The sequence below is a fragment of the Mycobacterium sp. genome (assembly GCF_036273375.1).
Lineage (GTDB): Bacteria > Actinomycetota > Actinomycetes > Mycobacteriales > Mycobacteriaceae > Mycobacterium.
In genome coordinates this window covers 1-23,717 of record NZ_DASUHS010000050.1, presented here as the reverse complement: position 1 = coordinate 23,717, position 23,717 = coordinate 1, and the positions used below count along the sequence as shown (strand labels likewise).

The window sequence follows — 23,717 nt, the reverse complement described above, 5'->3', positions numbered from 1 at the left end:
TGCCGAATGCGTTGCCGTTGATCCTGGGTGGGCTGCGCAACGCGACGCTGCAGGTGGTCGCCACGGCGACGGTCGCTGCCTACGCCAGCCTCGGTGGTCTGGGCAGATACCTGATCGACGGGATCAAAGAACGTGAGTTTCATCTCGCCCTGGTGGGGGCGCTGATGGTGGCCGCGTTGGCGCTGGTGCTCGACGGACTGCTGGCGGTGGCGGTGTGGGTTTCGGTGCCGGGGACCGGGCGGCTGCGGCGAACATACGGGGCACTTCCGCAACGGTTGGCGGTCACGACTTACGGTAGATGAGTGAACGCAGCCCCCTCTGATCCGTCTCGCCGCGTGTGGCAGGCGATGCTCACCTGGCGCGCACAGGATGCTCCCCGGATGGAATCGGTACGAGTCCAGGTGTCCGGCAACAGAATCAAGGCCAATGGCCGCATCATTGCCGCCGCCACCAAGACCCACCCGGCGTTCGGCGCCTATTACGACCTGCTGACCGATGAGACCGGTGCCACCAGGCGGCTCGGCATGACCGTGACCCTGGCCGAGCGCGAGCGCGTCTTCTCCTTCGCCCGCGACGAAGAGAACATGTGGCTGGTCACCGACCATCAGGGCGAGCACCGCGCGGCCTACAACGGTGCGCTCGACGTCGATGTGGAATTCAGCCCATTCTTCAATGCGCTGCCCATCCGGCGGCTCGGGTTATACGAGCGAGCGGCTTCGGTCACGCTGCCCGTGGTCTACGTGAACATGCCGGACATGTCCGTCACCGCCGACACCGTGAGCTACAGCAGCACCGGCAGCCTGGACGAGATCAAGTTGCGCTCGCCCATCTCTGACACCACGGTGCGCGTCGACGACGAAGGGTTCATCGTCGACTATCCAGGCTTGGCAGAGCGGATCTGATCACTCCGCCGGCCCGGCCCGCGGCGGCCAATTCCTGACGCCAATTCTCCGCCCCGATGACGACGTGGAAGATGTCGGAGCGCGGGAAGCTGTCGTAACGTGTTCGCGCGGCATGGCCGGCCTCGATGAGCTCGGCGACCGAGTGATGGGACGCCAGCGATGCACGGGCGTGCTTCAGCAACGCGATGGCGCGATCGGCCGTGGGCACCAGTTGGTCGGAGTTGCCTTCGCACATCGCCCGGACCAGGTTCGGGGCGGTGGCCGCCACCCGAGTCCCGTCGCGGAATGACCCGGCAGCCAATGCGAACGCCAACGGGACGTCTGCGGCGACGACGGCCAGCGCCTCGGCAAGCAGGTGGGGCAGATGCGAGATGGCCGCCGCGGCGGCGTCGTGTTCGTCGGACCTGGCCGGCACCACGACCGCGCCGCAGTCCAGCGCCAACGTCATCACCGTCGACCAGACCGTCGGGTCGACGTGGTCGTCGACGCTGAGGACCCACGGGGCCCTGGTGAACAATCCGGCGTAGCCGGCGGCCCACCCCGAATGCGCGGTGCCCGCCATCGGGTGGCCGCCGACGAAGCGTTCCTGCAGACTGGCCGCGACGACCTGATCGAGCACCGCTTGCTTGACGCTGGTGACGTCGGTCAATGGACACGCCGGGGTCGTCTCTTTGATGTGGGCGAGCATGCCCGCCATCGCCGGCATCGGCACGGCCAGCACGATCAACGCCTCGGTGCCGGCGGCGCGAGACAGGGTCGCGATCAGGTCGGTGGTGGCGTCGAAGCCGTCGGCGGTCGCGGCCTGCGCGCCCTCCACCGAGCGGTTGTAGCCGAACACTTCACGGCCGGCTTCCGTGGCGGCCCGCATTATCGAGCCACCGATCAATCCCAGCCCGAGCACACACACCGGTGTCTTAGAAGGAGGGCTTGCCACATTCCAAGGTTGGCACATCCGGCCGGGAACGGCGCCGTCAGATCTCGCGGCTACCAGCGCCATCTGGTCAGGGGCCTGGTCAGGGACTACCGTAAGCGGCCATGGGAGCACAACGGGCCTCCGCCGAGCGCCTGTCCGCCGACACGCCGGACGGTTTCGGCGTCGCGGTGGTGCGTGAAGAGGGGCAGTGGCGCTGCGCTCCGATGGCCCGTAAGTCGCTGCTGAGCCTGTCGGCCGCGGAGACGGAGTTGCGTGAATTGCGCAGTTCCGGCGCGGTCTTCGGCCTGCTGGACGTGGATGACGAATTTTTCGTCATCGTGCGGCCGGCCCCGTCGGGGACGCGGTTGTTGCTCTCCGATGCCACCGCCGCACTGGACTACGACATCGCCGCGGAAGTGCTCGACAAGCTGGACGCCGACATCGATCCGGAGGATCTCGAAGACTCAGATCCTTTCGAAGAGGGCGACTTAGGGCTGCTATCCGATGTCGGGTTGCCCGAGGCGGTGCTGGGGGTCATCCTCGACGAGACCGATCTGTACGCCGACGAGCAGTTGGGCCGCATTGCCCGCGAGATGGGCTTCGCCGATCAGTTGTCGGCGGTGATCGACCGCCTCGGTCGGTGATCGCAAGCGCGGCCGTGGCGATCGCAAGCGCGGCGGAGCCGGGCGCAGCGGGTCGCTACCAATGATGGAGCCGGGCGCGGCGGGTCGCCGCCATCAGGCTCGGTCGGTGATCAGTGACGAGGACCTCATCCGCTCCGCACTGTCGGTTGCCGCAACGGCGGGTCCCCGTGACGTGCCCATCGGCGCGGTGGTGATCGGCGCCGACGGAACGGAACTGGCCCGCGCGGTCAACGCCCGCGAGGCGTGGGGAGACCCGACGGCCCACGCCGAGATCCTGGCGCTGCGCGCGGCGGCCGAGGTACTCGGGGACGGGTGGCGGCTGGAAGGCGCCACCCTGGCGGTCACCGTCGAACCGTGCACCATGTGTGCGGGCGCGCTGGTGCTGTCGCGCGTCGCCCGGCTGGTGTTCGGCGCCTGGGAGCCGAAAACCGGAGCGGTCGGATCGTTGTGGGACGTGGTCCGCGATCGGCGGCTCAATCACCGCCCGGAAGTGCGCGGTGGTGTGCTGGCGAAGGAGTGCGCCGCGCCACTGGAGGCCTTCTTCGCCCGCCAGCGATTGGGGTGACGGGCCTTCGGTTGGGTAAGCTGCTCGGCGGTGGCGTGTCCGAGCGGCCTAAGGAGCACGCCTCGAAAGCGTGTGACGGCTAAAACCGTCCGAGGGTTCAAATCCCTCCGCCACCGCCAGAGTTTACGCAAGTCAAAGCCGGTTTATTCGGTGTCTTGACCCCGCCGTGAAACACATTTTGAACGCAGCCACGTCCGTGGCGGCGGCGAGGATGGGACTGCGGCGGTAGATCCAGGCTCCCGTTCGCCTCGCGCAAGGCGCGGTCGAGGACGCGCAGGCCACAGCCGCACCGCTGCCCGATCCGCTGGCACACGGCGAGCTAATCCAGGTACGGCCGCAGTTTGCCGTCTGGCGGTTTGGGGATCTCCTCCTGTTGCACATGCGACTTGACCGCTTTCCTGTCATGAATCAGCGCGGCACACTTGCTATATCTGGAAGTGGCGACAACAACGCGGCCATTTGGGAGGTCAGGAAAGGACGAGCTGATGAAGAGGGTAATAATGGGCGTGTTGGCGGCAGCAGCCATGGCACTGGCACTCCTCTGCACTCCACCAGCACAAGCGCACGCCGACGATCCCTGTGTCAGCATCACCGATCCCGATGCCCACCAGGCTTGCATCAACGACTTCATTCAGAGACGCGAACAGACGCAGTGCGACGCGAGCCCCAATCACGGACAGGTGGGCCAACTTTGTGGGTAACTTCTGATTTCCCCGCGCCAGGAACCTCAATGTCTTCAGATTTGCTGGAAAGCTGACGGATCGTTGCGTGTTCGCATTCGCGCGGATTGGCGTATGGCGTGGTCGCGGCAGTGTCCAGGTCGGGCAGTGGCCGAAAGTCGCGGTTTGAAAATCACGTTTTTGGGCACACAGCGGCATGACCGCACGTCACAGCTCTCGTCTCCTTGCTCCTGCTGTAACCGCGGCGTCGGGCCTTGCCGCTTCCGTCCTCGCATCCGCCGTCCCCCCCGCCACCGCCGATCCGTGCCCGGAGGTTCAGGTGGTGTTCGCCCGCGGCACCGACGATCCACCCGGTCTCGGACCGACCGGGCAGGCATTCGTCGACTCGCTGCACTCGCGCATCGGCGCAAAGTCGTTCGACGTATATCCGGTCGATTACCCCGCTACCCATGACTGGACGAGCGCGGGGGAAGCCGGCGTCAGAGACGCGGGCGCACACGTCGTTTCGATGGCGCACGACTGTCCCAACACCAAGATGGTGCTCGGCGGCTATTCGCAAGGCGCGGCCGTGATGGGGTTCGTCACTTCGCCTGTCGTACCGAATGGCATCGATCCGGCGGCCGTGCCCAAACCGTTGGATCCGGAAGTCGCCACCCACGTCTCCTCTGTTGTGCTCTTCGCCTTGCCCAACGAGAAGGCGATGAACTTCTTCGGCGAGCCGCCGGTCGCCATCGGCCCGCTCTATCAGGCCAAGACCATCCAGGTGTGCGCTGCCCAGGACCCGATCTGCTCCGACGGCATGAATTTCGCCGCACATGACACGTATTCGACCAACATGGCGGTGATCGACCAGGGCGCAGCCTTTGCGGCCAACCTTCTTGGGGGAAGTCCTAGCGGCGGCGGATCTATGTAGGCGGATGGCCGTATCGGGCCGTCGACGATTGGCGCTCGATGCTCGCGAACCACTAACTTCCCAGAGGTGAAGTTCTCAGCTGCTGGTGCAGTCGCGCGCTGGATCGCCCCCTTACTTACGGTTGCGGCCGTCGCCGCCATGGGTCAGGCCGGCGACCCGGTGCAGGTTCGTCCCACCCCGACGGTGCGCTTGGTCGCAGACGGCGACCCATTGGCCGAAGCGCCGTTCTACGTCAACCCGACGTCGGCCGCGATGCGCGCCGCGCAGAGCGCCGATCCGCCGAGCCCCGAGTTGACCGCCATCGCCAATACACCGCAGGCGTACTGGATCGTCCCGGGCTCGTCGGCAGGCACGGTCGGAAAGTATGTCGGCGATGCCAATGCTGCGGGCGCCATCCCGGTCCTGGCTCTGTACGGAATCCCCCACCGCGACTGCGGCAGCTTCGCTGCGGGAGGCATGGCGTCGGCCGACGACTACCGCGCGTGGATCGACGGCATCGCATCCGGCGTGGGCGCCTCCCGGGTGGCGATCATCGTCGAACCCGATGCGCTCGCCATGGCCGACTGCCTGTCGGGCGATCAGCGCCAAGTGCGCTTCGACTTGATTCGCTACGCCGTCGACACGCTGACCCGCGATCCGAACGCGGCCGTCTACGTCGACGCGGGTCATCTGCGCTGGCACAGCGCGGACGACATGGCCGCCAGGCTCAACCAGGCCGGCGTCGGCCACGCGCGGGGTTTCAGCATCAACACCGCGAACTTCTTCACCACCGAGGACGAAATCGGTTACGGCGAGGCGATTTCGGGGCTCACGAATGGTTCGCACTATGTGATCGACACGTCACGTAATGGTGCTGGACCGGCGCCCGACTCCGACCTCAACTGGTGCAACCCCGGCGGCCGAGCACTGGGCACCCCGCCGACCGCGGCCACCGCGGGAGCGCATGCCGACGCTTACTTGTGGATCAAACGTCCGGGTGAATCCGACGGAACGTGCGGGAAAGGTGATCCGCCGGCCGGCAACTTCGTGAACCAGTACGCCATCGATCTGGCTCACAACGCCGGCCACTAGTAGCGGCTCGAGCCTGACCCCGCCGTTGGCCCGCGCGTCGGCGGCGCGAACGGATTTGCGATTCGCGATCGTTCTTGGGCGACGATGGATAACATTTGAGTACCAAAAGCAGCACAACGAGCGCACGGCACGAGGCATCATGGCCAAGAAAGTCGAGAGCATTGCCGTCTTCGCGATCTGTACTGCCTTAACAACGGCTGCCGGAACGGTGTCCGGTTTCCTAGCGCGCGCAGACGATTCGGGGACAGCGCTGTACAGCGGCGTCAACCAGCTTCGTCAGGGATGCGGGGCAATCAGTGACGACCCGCGTTTGGCCGAAGCGGCCCAGCGGCACGCCGACGACATGCTGCGCAGCGGGGTAAGCGGACACATCGGCTCGGACGGCTCCTCGCCGCAGGTGCGTATCACGGATGCGGGCTATAGGAGCAGGTACTCGGGCGAGATCGTCTTCTGGGGCACCGGATCCGCCGCGAATCCCAATAAAGCCCTCGACATGTGGATGCAAAGTCCCCCACACCGAGCGATCCTCCTGAACTGCGCATATAACGCGGGCGGCTTCGCGACCGCCTGGGACGGCAACAAAATGACCGCCGTCGGTGACTTCGCAGCTTCGTAAATCCCGCCGCGCCAAGCTGTTTCGGTTCCACCACCATCGCCGCACGGATGCCTCGGACGGTAAAGCTGGTTACGCGCCAGCTATACGGCAATCACACGTGTGGCAGCCAGCCGGACCCGTGCGGCGACAGCACAAAGCCACGGCCCTGGGGGTCTTTGCATGCAGTGGTACCCGAATTATCGACGCCGCAGATCACGCCATCCACGGTGATGGAATGCAAGGGGGGCAGGGTCTTTAGGGGGTGCCCGTAGACCTGATTATCAGCGGCAATCGGGTCGCCGGATTGTGCCAGCCCGGAGGTGGTCCCGATCGCGTTCACCGTGCCGGTCCCAGCAGCCGGCGGGATAGCGGGAAAGTTATTGCCCGTGCACTGCGCCTCTCCGGAGAAAAAATCGCATGTGATGCCATCCGGGGTAATGAAATACACCGTATTGAGCGGTGTGCGCCCCGTGTTGGGAAGCCCTATCGTGTAATCCGCAACGTTTACGGGTGAGTACCCACTCATGTCTGGAAAAGCAGGTGTGTCGGCGCGGGCATTGCAGCTGGTCACCACAGCGCTGACTATCCCGGCAGCGACAGCGAACGTCTTGTTGATCATTTTGATCCTATCGGCGGGCGAGTTAGTGGTTCGCATTAACCTGAAACTCCTGGGTGTTGTATGGAGTGTTGGTCGTTGTGTTCCATTGACTTACGAAAAGGTTCAGCTTATCGAGCGTTGATCCCGGAAGGATGAATCCGCCATAGTTCTGGGGTACGAAGTTTGGCCCTTGCGGATTGCTCTGCTGTGCAACAACGGTCGGTCCAACGCTCAACACTTTCGTGGGCTCATTCGCCACTCTGACTTCAACGTTTCCAGTGCCCTGATTGAAACCCGACAGGACTGGCTGGCCGCCGACCTCCCTGAAACTGAGTTCCCCGAAGGGTGTGCGGCTGATCGGTGCGGTGGCGACTTCGCCGGGCTGGCCCCAACCGGTGCCGTTCCAGGGCTGCCAGTATTGGCGCTCGGTGACGTGGTTGGGATCGACCCGGTACATGGTCACGCCTCGGGTTCGGTCGAACGAGTCGGCAGCGATGTACACCGTGCCATCTTTGGCTTGAAAGCCGCTGATCTGTGTGGGTTGGCTCGTTGCGCTGGTGCCCGGGTGAATGGGGTCATTCGGATTAGGTGGGTTAGGTGTCCAGGGGCGCCACGACCCCTCGATGGGTTTCCATCCCTGGCCAGGATCATTGGTCACCTTAACGAGCCATGATCCGCCCGTGGGGTTTAGGTTGTCGGTCCCCGCGACCATCATGTAGGTGGTGCCGTCACTCATCCGGATACTTCCGGCCGGAAGTGTGTCTGTCCCGGCTGCTTGAGGTGGCGGTGGGAACAAGACATTTTGGCCGTCTTGGCCAGTCAGCGGTGTACCGAAGTGCGGACGGCCCTCGTCGTCGAAGGTGACGGGGACGGCCACCGATGGGTAGTGCTTGCCGTCGTAAGCCTTATCGCCGGTGAACGAATCCCCAAAGATTGCGAACAACTTCCCAGGCTGTCCGTTCTGCCCTGGCACCTCGACGACTTCCCCTAAGTCCGCCGCCCCGATCCCGGGGACGCCTGGGATACCGCCGGTTCCGGCGATCGGACCGAGGTTTCTTGCCTCACCCGGTTTCAACGGACTTTCCATCCAGTCGTCGACGGTTGTCGGGGGGTCGTAACCGTCGGTATGCAAAGCGCTCATCGATTTCCGCAAAGTGTCCGAGTAGGCGTTGCGAATTGCATTCATCTGCTTGACGGCATCGCGGACGTCGTCCACGGCGTCGGCGTGCGCCGCCTTCTTCAGTCTCTCCAGTTTGTCGCGTTCCGTCGCGGAGAGGTTGAGGGTCAAATCATGGTTTATCGCACCGATGAGTCTGTCGAGCCCGCGCAGCTCGCTATCCAGAAGGGCGATCTCTTGAGCTCCTTGTTTTTGCGCGTCGGCCAACGCCCCGGCGATGGTTTCCAACTCGGCGCCGATCTTCGGCAACTGCTCGGACTGCGCGCCAAGGGATTTGATCACCCGCTGCACTTCATCGGAGTCGTTGATCGGGTGGCCACCATCCTGGTGGTTCCAGGCCGCGGCGAAGCGTTTCCGCGCTTCTTCGAATGCGCGATCAGCTTCGCCGGTGTGTCGGCCCGCGCCATGAAACGCCCCTGCCAACTGTGAGATCTGAAACGGGCTGCCGGCCTGCAAGCTCTGGTTGATCGCCCATGGATCGCCGCCGGCCGACGCGATCAGTTCTGCTTCGCTCAGGTTGGTCAGCGTCATCGCGCCGCCAGCAGCCGACCAACACCGACGAGCATCGCCGCCCCCTTCTGAGCTGGTGTAACCCTACTCTGGAAGGTCGACGTCAGCCCCGACGTTTTTGAATGACTGCAGCTAAGAGTGGGAAGGGTTGCGACCCTGGTTCAGGTCTGGCTACCGGCCAGCTTTCGAACCGTCAGCGCTTCGATGTCTTGGAACGGCCGGCCCTCGGGACGGATCAGGTCGTGGAACCACACTTTCGGGACCGAGGTGTAGGGGCGATCCCATGAGTCCCAAGGAAAGTAGGTCTGGGTTTTGCCGGCGACCAGGCCCCAGTTGATGGCGCCGACGTTGTGGCGCTTGGCAACCGGCAGAATTGATTGGACGGTGCTGCCCTGGGGTCGCGCCATGTATTCCGTGCAAAGGATCGGCCGGCCCAGCGGGGTGAGCTCGTTGATCCGGTTCTCGAACCCGGCGGGGCCCGCGTAGGAGTGGAAGGTGATCACGTCGGCGTTGGCGAGCTGTATGTCGCTGATTGCGCTGCGGCCCTGTGGCTGTCCCCAATCGCCGCGCCACACACCACTTGTCAGCGGCTGGCTGGGGTCCACCGCCCGGGCCCAGCGAAAGACCTGGGGGAGCAGGTTGGCGACCAGTAGCTCCTTATCGCTTCGTTCGACGGTGCGGTACTGGCGGGCGGGGTTGTCAGGCTCGTTCCACAGGTCCCAGCCCAAAATTCGGTTATCGTTGCGGAATTGGGTCATCACCGCCGTGACGTAGTCGCGCATGACCGGAACGTACTTTGGATCACCGAGGCGTTCGGCGCCCGGGCTCTGCGCCCATCCCGAGTTGTGCACGCCGGGCCTCGGCGCGCGCTGGCGCCCCGCGCGGGGTTGCGGGTCCCAACAGGAGTCGAAGAAGACGAACAGCGGTTTGATGCGGTGGCGCGCCGCGATGTCGACGAATTGCCCAAGGCGCGTTTGAAAGCCGCGCTGATCCGCCGCCCAGAGCTGATCATGAAGGAACACCCGTGCGGTGTTGTGGCCGTAGAACTGGGCCCAGCCGAGCTCGGTATCGATGCGCCGCGGATCGAACGTGTCGGGCTGGAACATCTCGAGCTGGTTGATGGCGTTCGCCGGAATGTAGTTTGCTCCAACGAGCCAACCCTGCGCTTGATACCAACGGTTGGCGCGCTCGGGTGCCCACCGGCCCGGTTCCTCCGCCGAAGCCCGCGGCATCCGGGCAACCGCGGCGCCCGCCGCCAGTAACAGAGGGAGTTTCAAGGCCGTACGTCGTTCCACGATGTGACGATAAGTTTTCGGGGCGATTTCCCTGGGATTTGCTCAGCGCGTCGCGACGACTTCAGATGACGATCGTTACCGCGCCGTCATCGCGTCGTCGAGCGGCGGCGCGGGCTCGTCATCGTGACCAATCCGTGACCATCAGCCATCGGCGAGCCCACACCCTCCTGCATGCCGGTGAGGTTAAAATGCAGCGCCGCTGCTACACGAAACACGTTGTCGGACAATCGATCAAGGGTGTCCGATGACGGCGAACTCTCGGACGCCTATCGCAGCGTACGACCGTGGTTGTCTTTGACGTTGCCGGTGAAGATCAAGATCGCGTCGACGATGGCCCAAACGATGCCGCCGAGCAGAACTGGGAGACCGACAAAACAGAACACGCTGAAGAGAACTCCGAACAGGCCTAGGCACAGCTGCGCCATCGCAATCTGAGTCGAGTCGATGTAGAAGCGGCCGATCCCGAACAAGCCAAGGAACAGCTGAAGCAAGCCGGCGGTGGTGGCGGACTTATCCGACAGCGGCAGCCCGGTGGTTTGATCGCGGCCATAGGGCGCCTGCGGGTCAACGTAGCCCGGGTAACCGGGATGGCCCGGATAGCCGGAGTACCCGGGGTAAGCCTGCGGGGGCGGATACCCCGGCGGCAGCGGTGGGGTGTGCGGATTCGGCGGCGATCCATAACCGGGCGGCTGCCATCCCCAGGGTGGCTCACCGGGCGCATTTGGGGGTTGGTTGGGCGGTGTCGACATCGAATCGAGTTAACACTTCTGGTGGCTGGGCGTCCACACCGGCGGCCGGCGCTATCCGGCATCGGAAAACCTGACGATCCAGTCGGCGAATTACTTCAAACTTCACCCGTTTGGGCGCAATACTGAACGGGTGCCTGATCGAAATGTCTTAGGCGGTCCGCTGGAACCGTGCGGCACAGACCCGCTGACCGGCTTCTACCGCGACGGCTGTTGCTCGACCGGACCTCAGGACCTCGGGCGGCACACCATCTGCGCGGTGATGACCGCCGAATTTCTGGAGCACCAGCGTTCCATCGGCAACGACTTGTTAACGCCGGTTCCCGAGTATCGATTCCCCGGCCCGCTGCCGGGCGACCGCTGGTGCGTGACCGCGCTGAACTGGCTACGCGCTCACCACGACGGTTGTGCCGCGCCGGTGGTGTTGGCGGCAACCCACGAGAGCACCCTCGAGGTGGTACCGCTGGAGGCGCTGCAAGAACACAAGATCGACGTTCCCGACGATCTGGCCAATCTGTAGGGCCGGGCAGACCCCCGGCGAGGTGGTCGAACGAGGCATCTCCACCGCGTCTAGCGTCTGTGTCATATTTCTCACCTGATGCGTCGAAGAGGGGTTCCGGTGGGTTCTGCGGTGGACGACATCGACTTCGACGACTTGACCGCGCCCCAGCTGACCGACGTGCAACGTCAGATCCTGGAGTTCACCGAAGCCGAGCCCGTCGACCTCGACATCGACCGGATGCTCGCGGAGGCCATCGAGCAGGCCGGCCTGACAGCCGCCGCCGACCTCGACGACACCGACGGCTTCGCTGACCGCTTGCGGGTGCACGTCGCGGCGATCGAGGCCGACGAGGGCCTGCGCCGGCTCACCCGCGGTTCGCTGCGCCAACGAATCGTGCGCCTGCTACGCAACCGGTTGTCGCTTACCGAGCTCATCCGGCGCTATCCCGAGATCGAATCCATCCCGATCGAAAAGCCATTCATCGTCGTCGGGATGCCGCGTTCGGGCACCACGCATCTGGTGAATCTCATTGCTGCCGACCCACGCCGGCGCGCCCTGCCGTATTGGGAGAGCCAGGATCCCATCCCCGCCCGCGGACAGGGCCCGGACATCTTCGGCATCGATCCCCGCTACGCGCGTGCCAAGTCAGAGCACGATGCGTTGATGGCGAGCGCGCCAGTAGTGGCCGCCATGCATGACCGGTTCCCCGAGGCGATCGAGGAGGAGGTGGAGCTTCTTGACCTCGATCTGGCCTCATACGTGCTGGAATGGCATGCGCGCGTGCCAGACTGGCGGGATTATTATCTGCGTCTCGACCAAACCCGGCACTATGCCTACATGAAGAAGGTGTTGCAGGCGCTGACCTTCCTGCGCGGGCCGCGCACATGGGTGCTCAAGAGTCCGCAGCACTGCGAGCAGCTTGCTCCGCTGATGGCGACTTTCCCTGATGCGACAGTGGCTTTCACCCACCGCGATCCCGTTTCGGTGGTCCAGTCGGCGATCACCATGATGGCGTATTCGGATCGGTTGCGCCGTATCAGCATTGACCCCCAGTGGCTGCTGGACTATTGGAGCGACCGCGTGCACCGGCTACTCAGCGCATGCGTACGTGACCGCGACCTGGTGGCTTCCGAACGCAGCATCGACATCAACTTCCATCAGCTCAACGGCAACGAAATGCTGGTGCTCGAGCGGCTTTACCAGTGCGCAGGTGTCGACTTACCGCCGAAGGTGCAACAACGCTTTCAGCGGTACCTCGGCGGCAATCCGCGCGGCAAGCACGGCCGTATCCGTTATGAACTGGAGCGGCATTTCGGCACCTCCGCCGACGAACTCCGCGGCCGCTTCGGCTTCTACTTCGACAAGTTCGACGTCCGTCCCGAATAAAGGAGCCACCAGCGATGTCAGAACCTGTCTATCGGAGCAGACCGGGCGCCGACGCGATGCGCCCGGCTTCGGCCGATAAGGCCGATGAGATCGCCCCGGGATTATGGTGCTCGCCAGGCTTGTCCAACTCGTATCTGCTCGCGACGACCGAGGGTCGGGTGATCGTCAACACCGGCATGGGCTTCGAGGGACCGGTGCATCGCGCCAACTTCGACGCGGTGGACTCGTCACCGGTGCGCTACATCATCTTCACGCAGGGCCATGTGGATCATGTCGGTGGCCTGGACAGCGTGCGCGATCCCGAGACGATCGTTGTCGCGCAGTCGAATTGGAAGTCTTGGCGAGACGACAACGATCGGCTGATCCCGTACCGGGCCAACCGCAGCGCGTTCGCCTTCAAAGACACCCTGGCCAGCGGTATCCACGCCATCCAGCGGCGCCTGGGTACCACACGGCTGGCCGGTCAGAGCGTGCCCGTCGTCGACATCGACTTCGAGGACACCCTTTGCTTGGAGGTCGGAGGCCGGCGCATGGAGTTGATCTCCGTGCCCGGCGGCGAGACCACCGACTCGCTGGTGATCTGGCTGCCGAAGGAACGGATTTGTCTATGTGGAAACACTTTTGGTCCTCTGATCGGCCACGTTCCCAATCTCGTCACCATGCGCGGCGACCGCTATCGGGACGCGTTGACGGCCGTTGCATCGGTGGACAGGGTCCGCGATCTGCAGGCTGAGGTGCTGGTGACCGGTCACTTTGAGCCGGTCAGTGGTGCCGAACGTATCAATGCGGAGTTGACTCGGCTGCGCGACGCGATTCAGTACATCCACGATCAGACTGTCGCGGGGATGAACGCGGGCAAAGACGTCCGCACCTTGATGCGGGAGATCGCTCTGCCCGCGGAATGCGAATTGGGCCAGGGTTACGGGAAAGTCGCCTGGGATGTGCGGGCCATCTGGGAGAACTACTCGGGCTGGTTCCATCACGAATCGACCACCGAGCTATACCCCGTCGGATTCGATTCCGTCGCCGCAGACGTGGTCGAGCTGGCCGGCGCTGACGCGCTGGTGCATCGAGCCCGGGCGCACCTGGCCGCCGATCGGGCGTTGCAAGCCATCCACCTTGCGCAGCTTGTCCCGGCGGACCATCCGGGGGTTCGCGACGTGCTGCGGGAAGCCCATGAAAAACTTCTCGCCAGCAGTACGAACTTCTGGGAAAGTGCCTGGCTTCGCGACCAGATAGCGAGGAACGCATGACGGCATTCGCACTGCGATCCGAGGACTTCTACCACACCGGCATCATCGTGCCGGACCTCGACGCGGCGATGGCCCGGCTGAGCGCGCTGGCCGGCTATCGCTGGATAAGCCCGGTGAGCTACACCTTGCCGTTTCGCACGATGAGCGGAACCCAAGAGGTGACTTCAACTTTCGTCTATTCGCTGCAGGCCCCGCACGTCGAACTGATCAAGGAGGTACCGGGGACGGCGTGGACGGCAGCGCCCGGCAACTCGATTCACCACCTCGGCTATTGGACCGACAACTTGGCCGAGAGCGCAAAGATATTGGAGGACAACGGCTTCACCTTCGAAGCAACCGCCGACACCGCTCCGCCGGATTTGGCGCTGTTCGCCTACTACGTCGACGCGGCGGGCACCCGCATCGAGATCGTCGACCGCGCACTGTTCCCGGACTTTCCGGCCTTCCTGCAGGCGGCGGCCGGGCCGGAAGCGTAACGAGGCCGGACATGTTGTTGACGGTGCTGCGGTTCAACTTCGCTTCCCCGCAAGGTGACCCACGCACACAGGCCAAGCTCTTGTCCGCCGCGCTCGAGCTCGGGCAGTGGGGGGAGGCCCACGGCATCACCTCCATCAGCGTCGACGAGCATCATGCGACCGGGCACGGGTGGAGCTGCAATCCGATCATGGCCGCGGCAATGTTTTTGGCCCGGACCTCGAAGCTGATTGCCAGCGTCGATTGCGCACTGGGGCCGCTGTGGAATCCGGTGCGGCTCGCCGAAGACATCGCGCTCGTCGACAACATGAGCCGCGGCCGCCTGCACACCACACTGGGTCTGGGGTACCGCACGGTTGAATATGACGGTCTTGGAGTCGATTTCGGCCGGCGTGGTGCGCTGATGGATGACCTACTCGAACGCGTGCTGGCAATCTGGTCCGGCGATGATTCAGAAGACGGGATCTGCACCGGCACCTGGACGCGGCCGCATCCACCGCTGTACGTCGGTGGCGGTGCGCGTGCCACGGCGCGCCGCGCTGCCCGGTTCCGGCTGCCGCTCAGTTTGGCGGACCATCTGCCCGACATCGCCGATTACTACCGCGAGCTGTGCGCCGAGGCCGGCATGTCGCCGTTCATCCTCATGCCGGGGCCGGTCAACCGCGGAATGATCTACCTGCACGAGGATCCGGACCAGGCATGGGCGGAGCTGGGTGACCATATCCTTTGGGAGGCAGTCACTTACGGCCGATGGTCGACCGACCAGCGTTCGCTCATGCACCTGCCGGGTGTCCAGACTCTGGACCAAGTGCAGGCGTCGGGACGATACCGCTTTCTCACTCCCGATCAGTTGATCGCGGAGGTGCGCGACGCGGAGAATTACGGTCCGCTCGTCATGCATCCCCTGGTCGGTGGCATGCCGGTCGACGAAGCGTGGAAGTCGGTGCAGTTGCTCACCGACAAGGTCCTGCCCGTACTGGCCTGACGCGTCGAAGGGGGTGGAGCACACTTAGCCGTCGCGGCGCTGCTCCAGCCAGTCGGCCAGCGAGCGTCCCGCGTCCAGTACGTGTCGTTCGGCGATCACGCGCGCCCGCTCGGCGCCTTTGTCGCCGAGCGCGTCCAGCAACTCCTGGTGTTCGTCGAGTGAGTGCTTCTCGTGCTCGGGGAACAACGTGAGGAAATTGCTCGGCACCACCCGGGCGGCCTGCTTGATCTGATTCAGCAGCCGTGGCGAGTGCGCGGCCCGGTGGATCATCTGGTGGAAATGCCAATTGGCCTCGCCAATGCTGTCGTCGCCGGACCGCGCAGCGACGTCGGCCGCGAGTTCACGCAGCGTCTCGAGTTCCTGCGACTCGATCCGCTCGGCGGCCCACGCCGCGGCCTGCCCGGTCAACACACCGAGAATCGTGAAGCTGTCCAGCACGTCGTCCGGGCTGATGCCGAGCACCGTCACGCCGCTGCGCGGGGCGACTTGGACCAGCCCTTCGAAGGACAGCTCCAGCAGCGCCTCTCGCACCGGCGTCCGGCTGGTTGCGAATTCCTCGGTGATGGCGTCGAGGTCGACCCGTGATCCGGCGGGCAGGGTGCCGGTGAGAATCCGGTCGCGCAGTTCGCGGGCGGCGCGCTCGCGAACGGTTCCGGAGATGTCGATGCCTGCCACCTGCGCAGAATACCAAACAACAGATTTAGCGTTTGATATCTGAAATATCAGATGTTACGTTTCAAAAATGCGTACCGACAAGATGGCCCTCGTCGCCTTCATGCAGGCCGGCAGCACATCCGTTTATGCGGGCTCGTGGCGACATCCCGCAACGGAACACCGGTATCTGCACGCGTCCTACTACGCCAAAATCGGTCGTCAGCTCGAAGAGGGGTGTTTCGACCTGATGTTCTTCGACGATCGCCTGGCAATACCGGGGGTTTACGACGGCTCCGTGGACGATGCCGTCCATTACGGTGCGCGGCCGGTCAAGCTGGACCTGAGCGTGATCCTCGGGGTGCTCGCGCAAGCCACTTCAAAGATCGGGCTGGGCGCCACCTACTCGACGACCTATTACCAGCCGTTCCACGTCGCAAGGACATTCGCCTCGCTGGATCACCTTTCGGGCGGCCGCGCGGCCTGGAACGTGGTCACCTCGGTCAACGACAGCGAAGCACAGAACTTCGGCGTTGACGCCCACCTCGGCCACGACGAACGTTACGATCGCGCCGACGAATTCATGGACGTCGTCACCGGTCTGTGGGACACCTGGGAAGACGACGCCCTCCTGCACGACCGGGCGTCCGGACAGTACGCGGATCCCGCGAAGGTGCACGAGCTCGGGCACGTCGGCCAGTTCTTCTCCGCGCGCGGCCCGTTGACGGTGCCGCGCACCCCGCAGGGTCGTCCGGTCATCATCCAGGCCGGATCGTCGGGTCGTGGACGCGAATTCGCTTCGCGGTGGGCCGAATTGATCTTCACCGGCGACCCGGGCATCGACGTCGCCCGCAGCCACTACGCGGATCAGAAGGACCGTATCGCCGACGCCGGCCGCGATCCCGCCGCGGTACGCATCTGCCCCATGGCCTACGCTGTTGTCGGCGAGTCGGAAGCCCACGCCAAGGAGCGCGAAGCCATGTTCCTCGATGAGCTGGTTCATCCCATGGCATCCCTGACGCTCCTGTCGGAGTTGATGAATTACGACTTCGCGCAACATGATCTAGACGATCCGGTTACCGACGAACTGCTTGCCTCGGTCTCCGGCATCCGCGGGCTGGTGCAGAACCTGCGCACCCATATCGGTGGGGACACGGTCACGCTGCGCGACCTTGCCAGTCATCGCGCCACGTTGCTGCAGGGACCGCGTTTCGTCGGCACGGGCCAGCAGGTCGCCGATCAGATGGCGGACTGGTTCGAATCCGGTGCCTGCGACGGATTCGTCTTGGCCGCAACGCATCTGCCCGGTGCTTTCGAAGATGTCGTGCGCATGGTGGTTCCGGAGCTGCAACGCCGGGGGTTGTTCCGCAGCGAATACGAGTCGTCGACGCTGCGGGGACATCTTGGGCTGCAGCGCCCGTCGAACAGGCGGGTGGCCGCCGGTGCCAATGCTTGACGGGCTGCGGGTACTCGACCTCGCCACCCTGGCCGCCGCGCCGCTGGTGGCGACCTATCTGGGCGAGTTCGGCGCGGATGTGATCAAGGTTGAAGAACCGAGGCATGGCGACCCGATCCGCGGCTGGGGCAACCAGCGCGATGGCGTCGGGCTGATGTGGAAGTCGCTATCGCGCAACAAGCGGTCGATCACGCTGGACCTGCGCTGCGCCGAAGGTCAAGCGCTGGTGCGCCGGTTGGTCGAGCACGCCGACGTCGTCATCTTCAACACTCGTCCGCAGACCTTGCGCAAGTGGGGTTTGGACTACGAGAGCCTGCGGGCGGTCAACGACCGGATCGTGATGCTGCACATCACGGGCTACGGGTTGACCGGGCCCAAGAGTGAGCGCCCCGGGTTCGGCACGCTGGGCGAGGCGATGAGCGGGTTCGCGCACATCACCGGCCAGACCGGCGGCCCACCCACATTGCCGCCCTTCATGTTGGCCGACGGCGTCGCCTCATTGAATGCCGCTTACGCGGTGATGATGGCGCTGTATCACCGCGACGTGCACGGCGGGCCTGGGCAGCTGATCGACGTCAACCTGATCGACCCGCTGGCCCGGCTGCTGGAGCAGACGCTGCTGAGTTATGACCAGTTGGGTTTGGTGCCCGAGCGGTCCGGCAACCGGTGGGATATCTCGGCGCCGCGCAACACGTACCAAACGGCCGACGGGCGTTGGCTGGCCATGTCGGGAAGCTCGCCGGCGCTGGCGCTGCGGGTGTTCCGGGCGATAGGGCGAGACGATCTTGTGACGGACCCCGACTTCTCCGACCCGCAGCGGCGGCTGGCGCGGGCCCGAGAGGTCGACGCGCTGCTGGCCGATTGGGTTGCCACGAAGACACTTTCGGAGGCGATGGAGGTTTTCGACGCCCATGAGGTGGCTGCGGCCCCGGTCTACGACATCAACGATCTGGTCGCCGACGAGCAGCTGGCGCATCGTGAGGTGTTCATCTCCGTCGACGATGCACAGCTCGGGGCGATGACGGTACAGGCGCCCGTTCCGCGCTTCTCATCGGCGTCCGGGACGGTAGGTCATCTCGGACCCCGCCTCGGCGAGCACAACGCCGAAGTCTACGGCGAGCTACTCGGCTTGACTCCCAACGAGATTGACGACCTGCGCGCCCGCGGCGTGCTGTGACAGAAAGAAACTCGATAGTGACCGATCTGCTCCGTCGTTCCGAACTCGCGGTGCCCGCGAGCAACGACAACATGTTCGAGAAGGGCGCCCAGTGCGGCGCCGATCTGGTGTTCCTCGACCTCGAGGACGCGGTGCCGGTGGCGTTCAAGGAAGAGTCGCGCGCCAAGGCGATCGCCGCGCTCAACGACATCGACTGGGGCCGCACCGCCCCTGCCATCCGGATCAACGGCCTGGATACCCAGTGGTGCCACGACGCCGTCGTCGACGTAGTGACCAAGGCCGGCCGGAACCTCGACACGATCATCATCCCGAAGGCCCGCCAGGCCCGCGACGTGTGGTGGGTGGACGTGCTGCTGACCCAGCTGGAGTCGAAACTCGGCCTGGGAAAACGCATTCGGCTCGAAGTTCTCATCGAGGAGGTGGAAGGCCTGGTCAACGCCGAAGAGATCGCGGCGGCCAGCCCTCGTCTGGATGCCCTGATCTTCGGCGTGGGCGATTTCTCGCTGTCCCAGGGAGCCCGGGTGGATACCAACTTCGTCCCGCTCGGTGAATATCCCGGTGAATTCTGGGCTTACGCGCGCAACAAGGTGATCGTGGCTGCGCGCATCGCCGGCATCGACGCGATCGACGCACCGTATCCCGACTACCGGGACCTCGCGGGGTACGAGCGCGACGCGCGGCGCGCATCGCTGCTCGGGTATACCGGCAAGTGGGCCATCCACCCCGATCAGGTGCCCGTCGCCAACGAGGTCTACGCCCCGACCGCCGACGAAATCGCCAGGGCCGAAGCCAATGTCGCCGCCTACCGGGAAGCCGAGGCCAAGGGCCGCGGCGCGGTCGGCGTGAACGGTGTCCTGGTGGACGCTGCGCACGTGAAGCAGGCGGAGCAGACGCTGGCGCGCGCGGCCCTGATCAACGGCAGCCTCGCTTGCGATCGCCGTTAGGCGATCACCACCAAGAGGTCACCGCCCTCCACCTGCGCGGTCTGCGAGACCGCGATTCGTGCGACCTTCCCGGCCTTCGGGGTGGTGACGGCCGCCTCCATCTTCATCGCTTCGATCGTCGCGATTGTCTGGCCGGCTTCGACTTCCTCGCCGACGTCGGTGGTCACCGTCACGACGCCGGCAAAGGGCGCGGCGATGTGATCCGGGTTGGCGCGATCGGCCTTCTCGGCGGCGGGCACGTCCGAGGCGATACTGCGATCACGCACCACGACGGGTCGTAGCTGACCGTTGAGGATGCACATCACGGTGCGCATGCCGCGTTCGTCGGCATCGGAGACGGCCTCCAGGCCGATCAGCAGCTCCACACCGCGCTCCAGCTCGACGCGGTGTTCATCCCCGTGGCGCAACCCGTAGAAGAATTGGTTGGCGCTCAGGCGAGAGGTGTCCCCGTACAATTCGCGATGGTCCTCGAGTTCCTTGGCGGGTCCGGGGAACAGCAGCCGGTTCAGCGCTGCCTGCCGCTCGACGCCCGGAGTGCCCAACGCCTCTTCATCTTCGGCCGACAGCGCCTGCTCCGGCTTCGCCGGACCACGTCCCTCCAATGCCTTGGAACGCAACGGCTCGGGCCAGCCGCCCGGTGGGTCGCCGAGTTCTCCGCGCAGGAAGCCGATCACTGAATCCGGGATGTCGTAGCGTGCGGGGTCGTCGGCGAAGTCTTGCGCGCTGACGCCCGCTCCCACCAGCGCCAGCGCCAGGTCACCGACCACCTTGCTGGACGGGGTGACCTTGACGAGGTGTCCGAGGATGGCATCGGCCCCGGCGTAGGCGTTTTCGATGTCCTCGAACCGGTCACCGAGTCCCAGCGCGATGGCTTGCTGGCGCAGGTTCGATAGCTGGCCGCCCGGAATCTCATGGTGGTAGACGCGTCCTGTCGGGGCGGGAAGCCCGGATTCAAAGGGCGCGTAAACCTTTCGGAGCGCCTCCCAATACGGCTCCAGGTCGCAGACCGCCGGCAGCGACAACCCGGTGTCATAGGCCGTGTTGGCCGCAGCGGCCACGATCGACGACAGCGCGGGCTGGCTGGTGGTTCCCGCGAGGGGGGCCGCGGCGCCGTCGACGGCGTCGGCCCCAGCGTGCCAGGCCGCCACGTAACTCGCCAGCTGCCCGCCCGGGGTGTCGTGGGTATGCACGTGTACCGGCAGGTCGAATCGGAACTTGAGCGCCGAGACCAGCGTCGCTGCCGCCGGCGCCCGCAGCAGGCCGGCCATGTCCTTGATCGCCAGCACGTGTGCGCCCGCGTCCACGATCTGTTCGGCCAGCTTCAGGTAATAGTCGAGCGTGTACAGCTTTTCGGCCGGATCGCTGAGATCCCCGGTGTAGGACATCGCCACCTCGGCCACCGCCGCCCCGGTTTCCCGCACGGCGTCGATGGCCGGTCGCATCGAGTCGACGTTGTTCAGCGCATCGAAGATCCGGAAGATGTCGATGCCCGTCGCCGTCGCCTCCTCGACGAACGCCGTGGTTACCGTCTCCGGATACGGTGTGTAGCCAACGGTGTTGCGCCCGCGCAGCAGCATCTGCAGGCAGATGTTGGGCAGCGCCTCGCGCAGCGTTGCCAGCCGCTCCCACGGGTCTTCCTTCAGAAACCGCAGCGCCACATCGTAAGTCGCCCCGCCCCAGCATTCGATCGACAGCAGTTGCGGTGTGGTCCGCGCGATATAGGGCGCCACCTTGATCAGGCCGCTGGTGCGGACCCGCGTGGCGAGCAGGGATTGGTGCGCGTCGCGGAAGGTGGTATCGGTGACGCCGACGCCGCGCGACTCGCGTAACCAGGCCGCAAAGCGTTCCGGTCCGAGCTCGGTCAATCGCTGCTTGGAGCCGGGCGGGGGCTCGGTGGACGGATCGATGTCGGGCAGCTTGTCATGCGGGTACACCGCCGACGGACGCTCACCGTGTGGCTTGTTCACGGTGACGTCGGCCAGGAAGTTGAGAATCTTGGTGCCGCGGTCAGCGGAGCTGCGCGCAGTAAGCAGCTGCGGGCGCTCCTCGATGAACGACGTAGTGATGCGGCCGGCCTGAAAATCCTGGTCATCCAGGACCGCTTGCAGGAACGGAATATTCGTCGAGACTCCGCGGATCCGAAACTCCGCGACCGCCCGTCGCGCCCGGCGCACCGCAGTGGCGAAGTCGCGGCCCCGGCAGGTCAGCTTGATCAGCATCGAGTCGAAATGAGCGCTGATGTCGGCGCCCAGCGTCGTGCCGCCATCCAACCGGATTCCCGCACCGCCGGGTGTGCGGTAGGCGGTGATCCGGCCGGTGTCCGGGCGGAAACCGTTCGCCGGATCCTCGGTGGTGATCCGGCACTGCAACGCCGCGCCGTGTGGGACGATCGAATCCTGGTTTAAACCAATGTCTTCCAGGCTCTGCCCGCCGGCGATGCGCAGCTGCGCCGACACCAGGTCGACATCGGTAATCTCCTCGGTGACGGTGTGCTCCACCTGGATGCGCGGGTTCATCTCGATGAAAACGTGATTGCCGCGCTCATCGAGTAGGAATTCCACCGTCCCGGCGCACGTATAGCCGATGGTCCGCGCGAAAGCCACCGCATCCGCGCAGATCTTTTGGCGCAGTTGCGGATCCAGATTCGGTGCCGGTGCGATCTCGACGACCTTCTGGTGCCTGCGCTGAACACTGCAGTCCCGCTCGTAGAGGTGGATGACGTTGCCCTGGGTGTCGGCCAGGATCTGCACCTCGATGTGCCGCGGATTGATCACCGCCTGCTCGAGAAACACCGAGGCGTCCCCGAACGCGGACTCGGCCTCACGGCTGGCCGCCTCGATCGCCTCGGGCAGCGAGGCGGCGTCGGCCACCCGGCGCATCCCGCGCCCGCCGCCACCGGCGACCGCCTTGACGAACAGGGGGAACGTCATCGACTCGGCGGCCGCCAGCAGCTCGTCCACCGACGTCGAGGGTGTCGAGGAAGCCAGCACCGGAAGGCCCGCTTCCCGGGCCGCCGCGATCGCCCGCGATTTGTTGCCCGTGAGCTCGAGCACCTCCGCGCTCGGGCCGACGAAGGTGATGCCCGCCGCCGCACACGCCGCCGCCAGGTCCGGATTCTCCGACAGGAAGCCATAGCCGGGATAAATGGCGTCCGCTCCGCACGCCCGTGCCGTCGCGACGATGTCGTCGACCGACAGGTACGCGCGAACCGGATGGCCCTCCTCGCCGATTTGGTAGGACTCGTCGGCCTTGAGGCGATGCACGGAATTTCGGTCCTCATAGGGATAGACCGCGACCGTGCCTAGTTCCAGCTCGTAGGCCGCGCGGAACGCGCGGATCGCTATCTCGCCGCGATTGGCGACCAATACCTTCGCAAACACGGTACTTACGATAGAGCGCGCTGGGGAGGTCCGACATACTCGCTCAGCGGACGGATCAACGCGTTGGACGCGGTCTGCTCCATGATGTGTGCCGTCCACCCGGTGATCCGGCTCATCACGAAGATCGGCGTGAAGATGCCGATGTCAAAGCCCGAGATGGTCAAACGCCACTACGACCTGAGGGCGGGTCGTGACAGCAACCCCCGGTGAAAGCCGTCCCAGACAGCGAAGCCGCCGCACACGGGGAGGAACACCATGCCGAGGACGAACTTGACGGAGTCGCGCATGCTGGTCTCCTCACCGCTGTCGTGCCGTGGCGGCTTGCCGCTGTCGGCGACGTCCTTTCCGCGTAGCACCTTGATGGCGATGTAGCACCCGAAGGCCATCGTGACCCAGCCGATGAACGGCAGCGCCGCTGCTCTACGGAAATCATGCGGCGGCGGATTGAAGGCCATCAGCGCGCCGCTGATCATCCATGTCACCCCGAACAGAACTAAAGCGAGCCGGCGTCCCACTCGTTGAGTATGCGGTTTGTCCAGCAACACCAGCCACCCCGGTTAGTTGCTCAGGGATCTAGCGGCCCAGGTCGCCGCGGCCGCTGCACGCGCCGTCGCGGTCTTGACGGCGCCCGCGACGTAATGTTCCAGTGAGCCATGCACGGGATCGGGGTGACCGCATGCCCAAGATAGCGATTCTCGATGACTACGCCGGGGTGGCCCTGCAGGTCGCCGACTGGTCACCGGTGCAAAAGCGAGCCGAGGTAACCGTTTTCGACCGGCACCTCGCGCAGGACGAGGCGGCCGATGCGCTGCACCCGTTTGATGTGGTGTGCACCATGCGAGAGCGCATGGCGTTTCCGCGGACCTTGATCGAGCGGCTGCCGAACCTGCAGCTGATCAC

Annotated in this window: 25 protein-coding genes, 1 tRNA gene and 2 pseudogenes; 17 read left to right on the top strand and 11 right to left on the bottom strand. The window is 65.0% G+C overall.

What is annotated here, in order from left to right:
- A partial coding sequence (locus VFW69_RS05090; protein WP_526498804.1) for an ABC transporter permease family protein occupies positions 1–302 on the top strand: 302 nt, incomplete at its 5' end.
- Entirely contained in the window at positions 303–902 is a 600-nt protein-coding gene (locus tag VFW69_RS05085) for a putative glycolipid-binding domain-containing protein (protein WP_526498802.1), read from the top strand.
- Here the strand turns inward: VFW69_RS05085 and VFW69_RS05080 are convergent.
- Positions 865–1,809: a prephenate dehydrogenase gene (locus tag VFW69_RS05080; RefSeq protein WP_526498812.1), complete on the bottom strand. Its 945-nt coding sequence runs from the start codon at positions 1,807–1,809 to the stop codon at positions 865–867. The two genes, VFW69_RS05085 and VFW69_RS05080, sit on opposite strands and share 38 nt — an antisense overlap.
- 128 nt (positions 1,810–1,937) lie before the next feature.
- Here VFW69_RS05080 and VFW69_RS05075 point away from each other — a divergent pair, with 128 nt between their 5' ends.
- From VFW69_RS05075 to VFW69_RS05065, 3 genes are all read left to right on the top strand, one after another.
- Complete coding sequence (locus VFW69_RS05075; RefSeq protein WP_526498800.1) at positions 1,938–2,459, top strand: tRNA adenosine deaminase-associated protein; 522 nt, start codon at positions 1,938–1,940, stop codon at positions 2,457–2,459.
- 106 nt (positions 2,460–2,565) lie between these two features.
- Positions 2,566–3,024, top strand: coding sequence for a nucleoside deaminase (locus VFW69_RS05070; RefSeq protein ID WP_526498797.1), 459 nt, complete (start codon positions 2,566–2,568; stop codon positions 3,022–3,024).
- Positions 3,025–3,053: 29 nt separating this feature from the next.
- Positions 3,054–3,143 (top strand) — tRNA-Ser (locus VFW69_RS05065).
- A gap of 200 nt (positions 3,144–3,343) precedes the next feature.
- On the opposite strand, the gene VFW69_RS05060 is transcribed toward VFW69_RS05065, so the two are convergent.
- The gene (locus VFW69_RS05060) at positions 3,344–3,550 is read right to left on the bottom strand and encodes a hypothetical protein (RefSeq protein ID WP_526498795.1); all 207 of its coding nucleotides are present in this window, start codon (positions 3,548–3,550) and stop codon (positions 3,344–3,346) included.
- A gap of 350 nt (positions 3,551–3,900) precedes the next feature.
- Here VFW69_RS05060 and VFW69_RS05055 point away from each other — a divergent pair, with 350 nt between their 5' ends.
- The 3 genes from VFW69_RS05055 to VFW69_RS05045 all read left to right on the top strand — a co-directional run bounded on the left by VFW69_RS05055 (position 3,901) and on the right by VFW69_RS05045 (position 6,304).
- Positions 3,901–4,617, top strand: a complete 717-nt coding sequence (locus tag VFW69_RS05055; RefSeq protein ID WP_526498793.1) for a cutinase family protein — start codon at positions 3,901–3,903, stop codon at positions 4,615–4,617.
- A gap of 66 nt (positions 4,618–4,683) precedes the next feature.
- On the top strand, positions 4,684–5,688 hold the full coding sequence (locus tag VFW69_RS05050) for a glycoside hydrolase family 6 protein (protein WP_526498791.1): 1,005 nt from the start codon (positions 4,684–4,686) through the stop codon (positions 5,686–5,688).
- Between the two features lie 139 nt (positions 5,689–5,827).
- The gene (locus VFW69_RS05045) at positions 5,828–6,304 is read left to right on the top strand and encodes a CAP domain-containing protein (protein WP_526498810.1); all 477 of its coding nucleotides are present in this window, start codon (positions 5,828–5,830) and stop codon (positions 6,302–6,304) included.
- A 91-nt stretch (positions 6,305–6,395) separates the two neighbouring features.
- Here VFW69_RS05045 and VFW69_RS05040 read toward each other — a convergent pair whose 3' ends face one another.
- From VFW69_RS05040 to VFW69_RS05020, 5 genes are all read right to left on the bottom strand, one after another.
- Positions 6,396–6,809: a hypothetical protein gene (locus tag VFW69_RS05040; RefSeq protein WP_526498808.1), complete on the bottom strand. Its 414-nt coding sequence runs from the start codon at positions 6,807–6,809 to the stop codon at positions 6,396–6,398.
- A gap of 115 nt (positions 6,810–6,924) precedes the next feature.
- On the bottom strand, positions 6,925–8,589 hold the full coding sequence (locus tag VFW69_RS05035) for a putative alpha/beta hydrolase (RefSeq protein ID WP_526498789.1): 1,665 nt from the start codon (positions 8,587–8,589) through the stop codon (positions 6,925–6,927).
- 140 nt (positions 8,590–8,729) lie between these two features.
- A complete protein-coding gene (locus VFW69_RS05030; protein WP_526498787.1) occupies positions 8,730–9,863 on the bottom strand; it encodes a glycoside hydrolase 5 family protein in 1,134 nt (377 codons plus the stop codon).
- An 86-nt stretch (positions 9,864–9,949) separates the two neighbouring features.
- On the bottom strand, positions 9,950–10,090 hold the full coding sequence (locus VFW69_RS05025; RefSeq protein ID WP_526498785.1) for a hypothetical protein: 141 nt from the start codon (positions 10,088–10,090) through the stop codon (positions 9,950–9,952).
- 39 nt (positions 10,091–10,129) lie between these two features.
- Entirely contained in the window at positions 10,130–10,612 is a 483-nt protein-coding gene (locus VFW69_RS05020; RefSeq protein WP_526498783.1) for an NINE protein, read from the bottom strand.
- A 130-nt stretch (positions 10,613–10,742) separates the two neighbouring features.
- On the opposite strand from VFW69_RS05020, the gene VFW69_RS05015 reads away from it, so the two are divergent.
- The 5 genes from VFW69_RS05015 to VFW69_RS04995 all read left to right on the top strand — a co-directional run bounded on the left by VFW69_RS05015 (position 10,743) and on the right by VFW69_RS04995 (position 15,209).
- Positions 10,743–11,129, top strand: coding sequence for a DUF2237 family protein (locus VFW69_RS05015; protein ID WP_526498781.1), 387 nt, complete (start codon positions 10,743–10,745; stop codon positions 11,127–11,129).
- Positions 11,130–11,228: 99 nt separating this feature from the next.
- Entirely contained in the window at positions 11,229–12,497 is a 1,269-nt protein-coding gene (locus VFW69_RS05010) for a sulfotransferase (protein WP_526498779.1), read from the top strand.
- 14 nt (positions 12,498–12,511) lie between these two features.
- Complete coding sequence (locus tag VFW69_RS05005) at positions 12,512–13,750, top strand: MBL fold metallo-hydrolase (protein ID WP_526498777.1); 1,239 nt, start codon at positions 12,512–12,514, stop codon at positions 13,748–13,750.
- Positions 13,747–14,226 carry a VOC family protein gene (locus VFW69_RS05000; protein WP_526498775.1) on the top strand — a complete coding sequence of 160 codons (480 nt, stop codon included), beginning with the start codon at positions 13,747–13,749 and terminating at the stop codon, positions 14,224–14,226. Before VFW69_RS05005 ends, VFW69_RS05000 begins: the two co-directional genes overlap by 4 nt.
- A gap of 11 nt (positions 14,227–14,237) precedes the next feature.
- Positions 14,238–15,209, top strand: coding sequence for an LLM class flavin-dependent oxidoreductase (locus VFW69_RS04995; RefSeq protein WP_526498773.1), 972 nt, complete (start codon positions 14,238–14,240; stop codon positions 15,207–15,209).
- A gap of 24 nt (positions 15,210–15,233) precedes the next feature.
- On the opposite strand, the gene VFW69_RS04990 is transcribed toward VFW69_RS04995, so the two are convergent.
- Positions 15,234–15,884 (bottom strand): GntR family transcriptional regulator, encoded by a 651-nt coding sequence (locus tag VFW69_RS04990; protein WP_526498771.1) that lies wholly within the window; start codon positions 15,882–15,884, stop codon positions 15,234–15,236.
- Positions 15,885–15,951: 67 nt separating this feature from the next.
- Here VFW69_RS04990 and VFW69_RS04985 point away from each other — a divergent pair, with 67 nt between their 5' ends.
- From VFW69_RS04985 to VFW69_RS04975, 3 genes are read left to right on the top strand one after another with little or no spacing between them, the layout of a single operon-like run.
- The gene (locus tag VFW69_RS04985; protein ID WP_526498769.1) at positions 15,952–17,316 is read left to right on the top strand and encodes an LLM class flavin-dependent oxidoreductase; all 1,365 of its coding nucleotides are present in this window, start codon (positions 15,952–15,954) and stop codon (positions 17,314–17,316) included.
- Positions 17,309–18,493 carry a CaiB/BaiF CoA transferase family protein gene (locus VFW69_RS04980; RefSeq protein ID WP_526498806.1) on the top strand — a complete coding sequence of 395 codons (1,185 nt, stop codon included), beginning with the start codon at positions 17,309–17,311 and terminating at the stop codon, positions 18,491–18,493. The genes VFW69_RS04985 and VFW69_RS04980 overlap by 8 nt, the downstream gene beginning before the upstream one ends.
- Before the next feature lie 17 nt (positions 18,494–18,510).
- Complete coding sequence (locus VFW69_RS04975) at positions 18,511–19,437, top strand: HpcH/HpaI aldolase/citrate lyase family protein (protein WP_526498767.1); 927 nt, start codon at positions 18,511–18,513, stop codon at positions 19,435–19,437.
- Here VFW69_RS04975 and VFW69_RS04970 read toward each other — a convergent pair.
- The 3 genes and pseudogenes from VFW69_RS04970 to VFW69_RS04960 form a co-directional block, all read right to left on the bottom strand.
- Positions 19,434–22,817, bottom strand: a complete 3,384-nt coding sequence (locus VFW69_RS04970) for a pyruvate carboxylase (RefSeq protein WP_526498765.1) — start codon at positions 22,815–22,817, stop codon at positions 19,434–19,436. The genes VFW69_RS04975 and VFW69_RS04970 overlap by 4 nt on opposite strands.
- A 5-nt stretch (positions 22,818–22,822) precedes the next feature.
- Positions 22,823–22,975 (bottom strand): annotated as a pseudogene (locus VFW69_RS04965) (citrate/2-methylcitrate synthase); the annotation flags it as partial.
- A 12-nt stretch (positions 22,976–22,987) separates the two neighbouring features.
- Positions 22,988–23,332 carry a hypothetical protein gene (locus tag VFW69_RS04960; protein WP_526498763.1) on the bottom strand — a complete coding sequence of 115 codons (345 nt, stop codon included), beginning with the start codon at positions 23,330–23,332 and terminating at the stop codon, positions 22,988–22,990.
- Positions 23,333–23,493: 161 nt separating this feature from the next.
- Here VFW69_RS04960 and VFW69_RS04955 point away from each other — a divergent pair.
- A pseudogene (locus VFW69_RS04955) lies at positions 23,494–23,717 on the top strand (D-2-hydroxyacid dehydrogenase family protein); the annotation flags it as partial.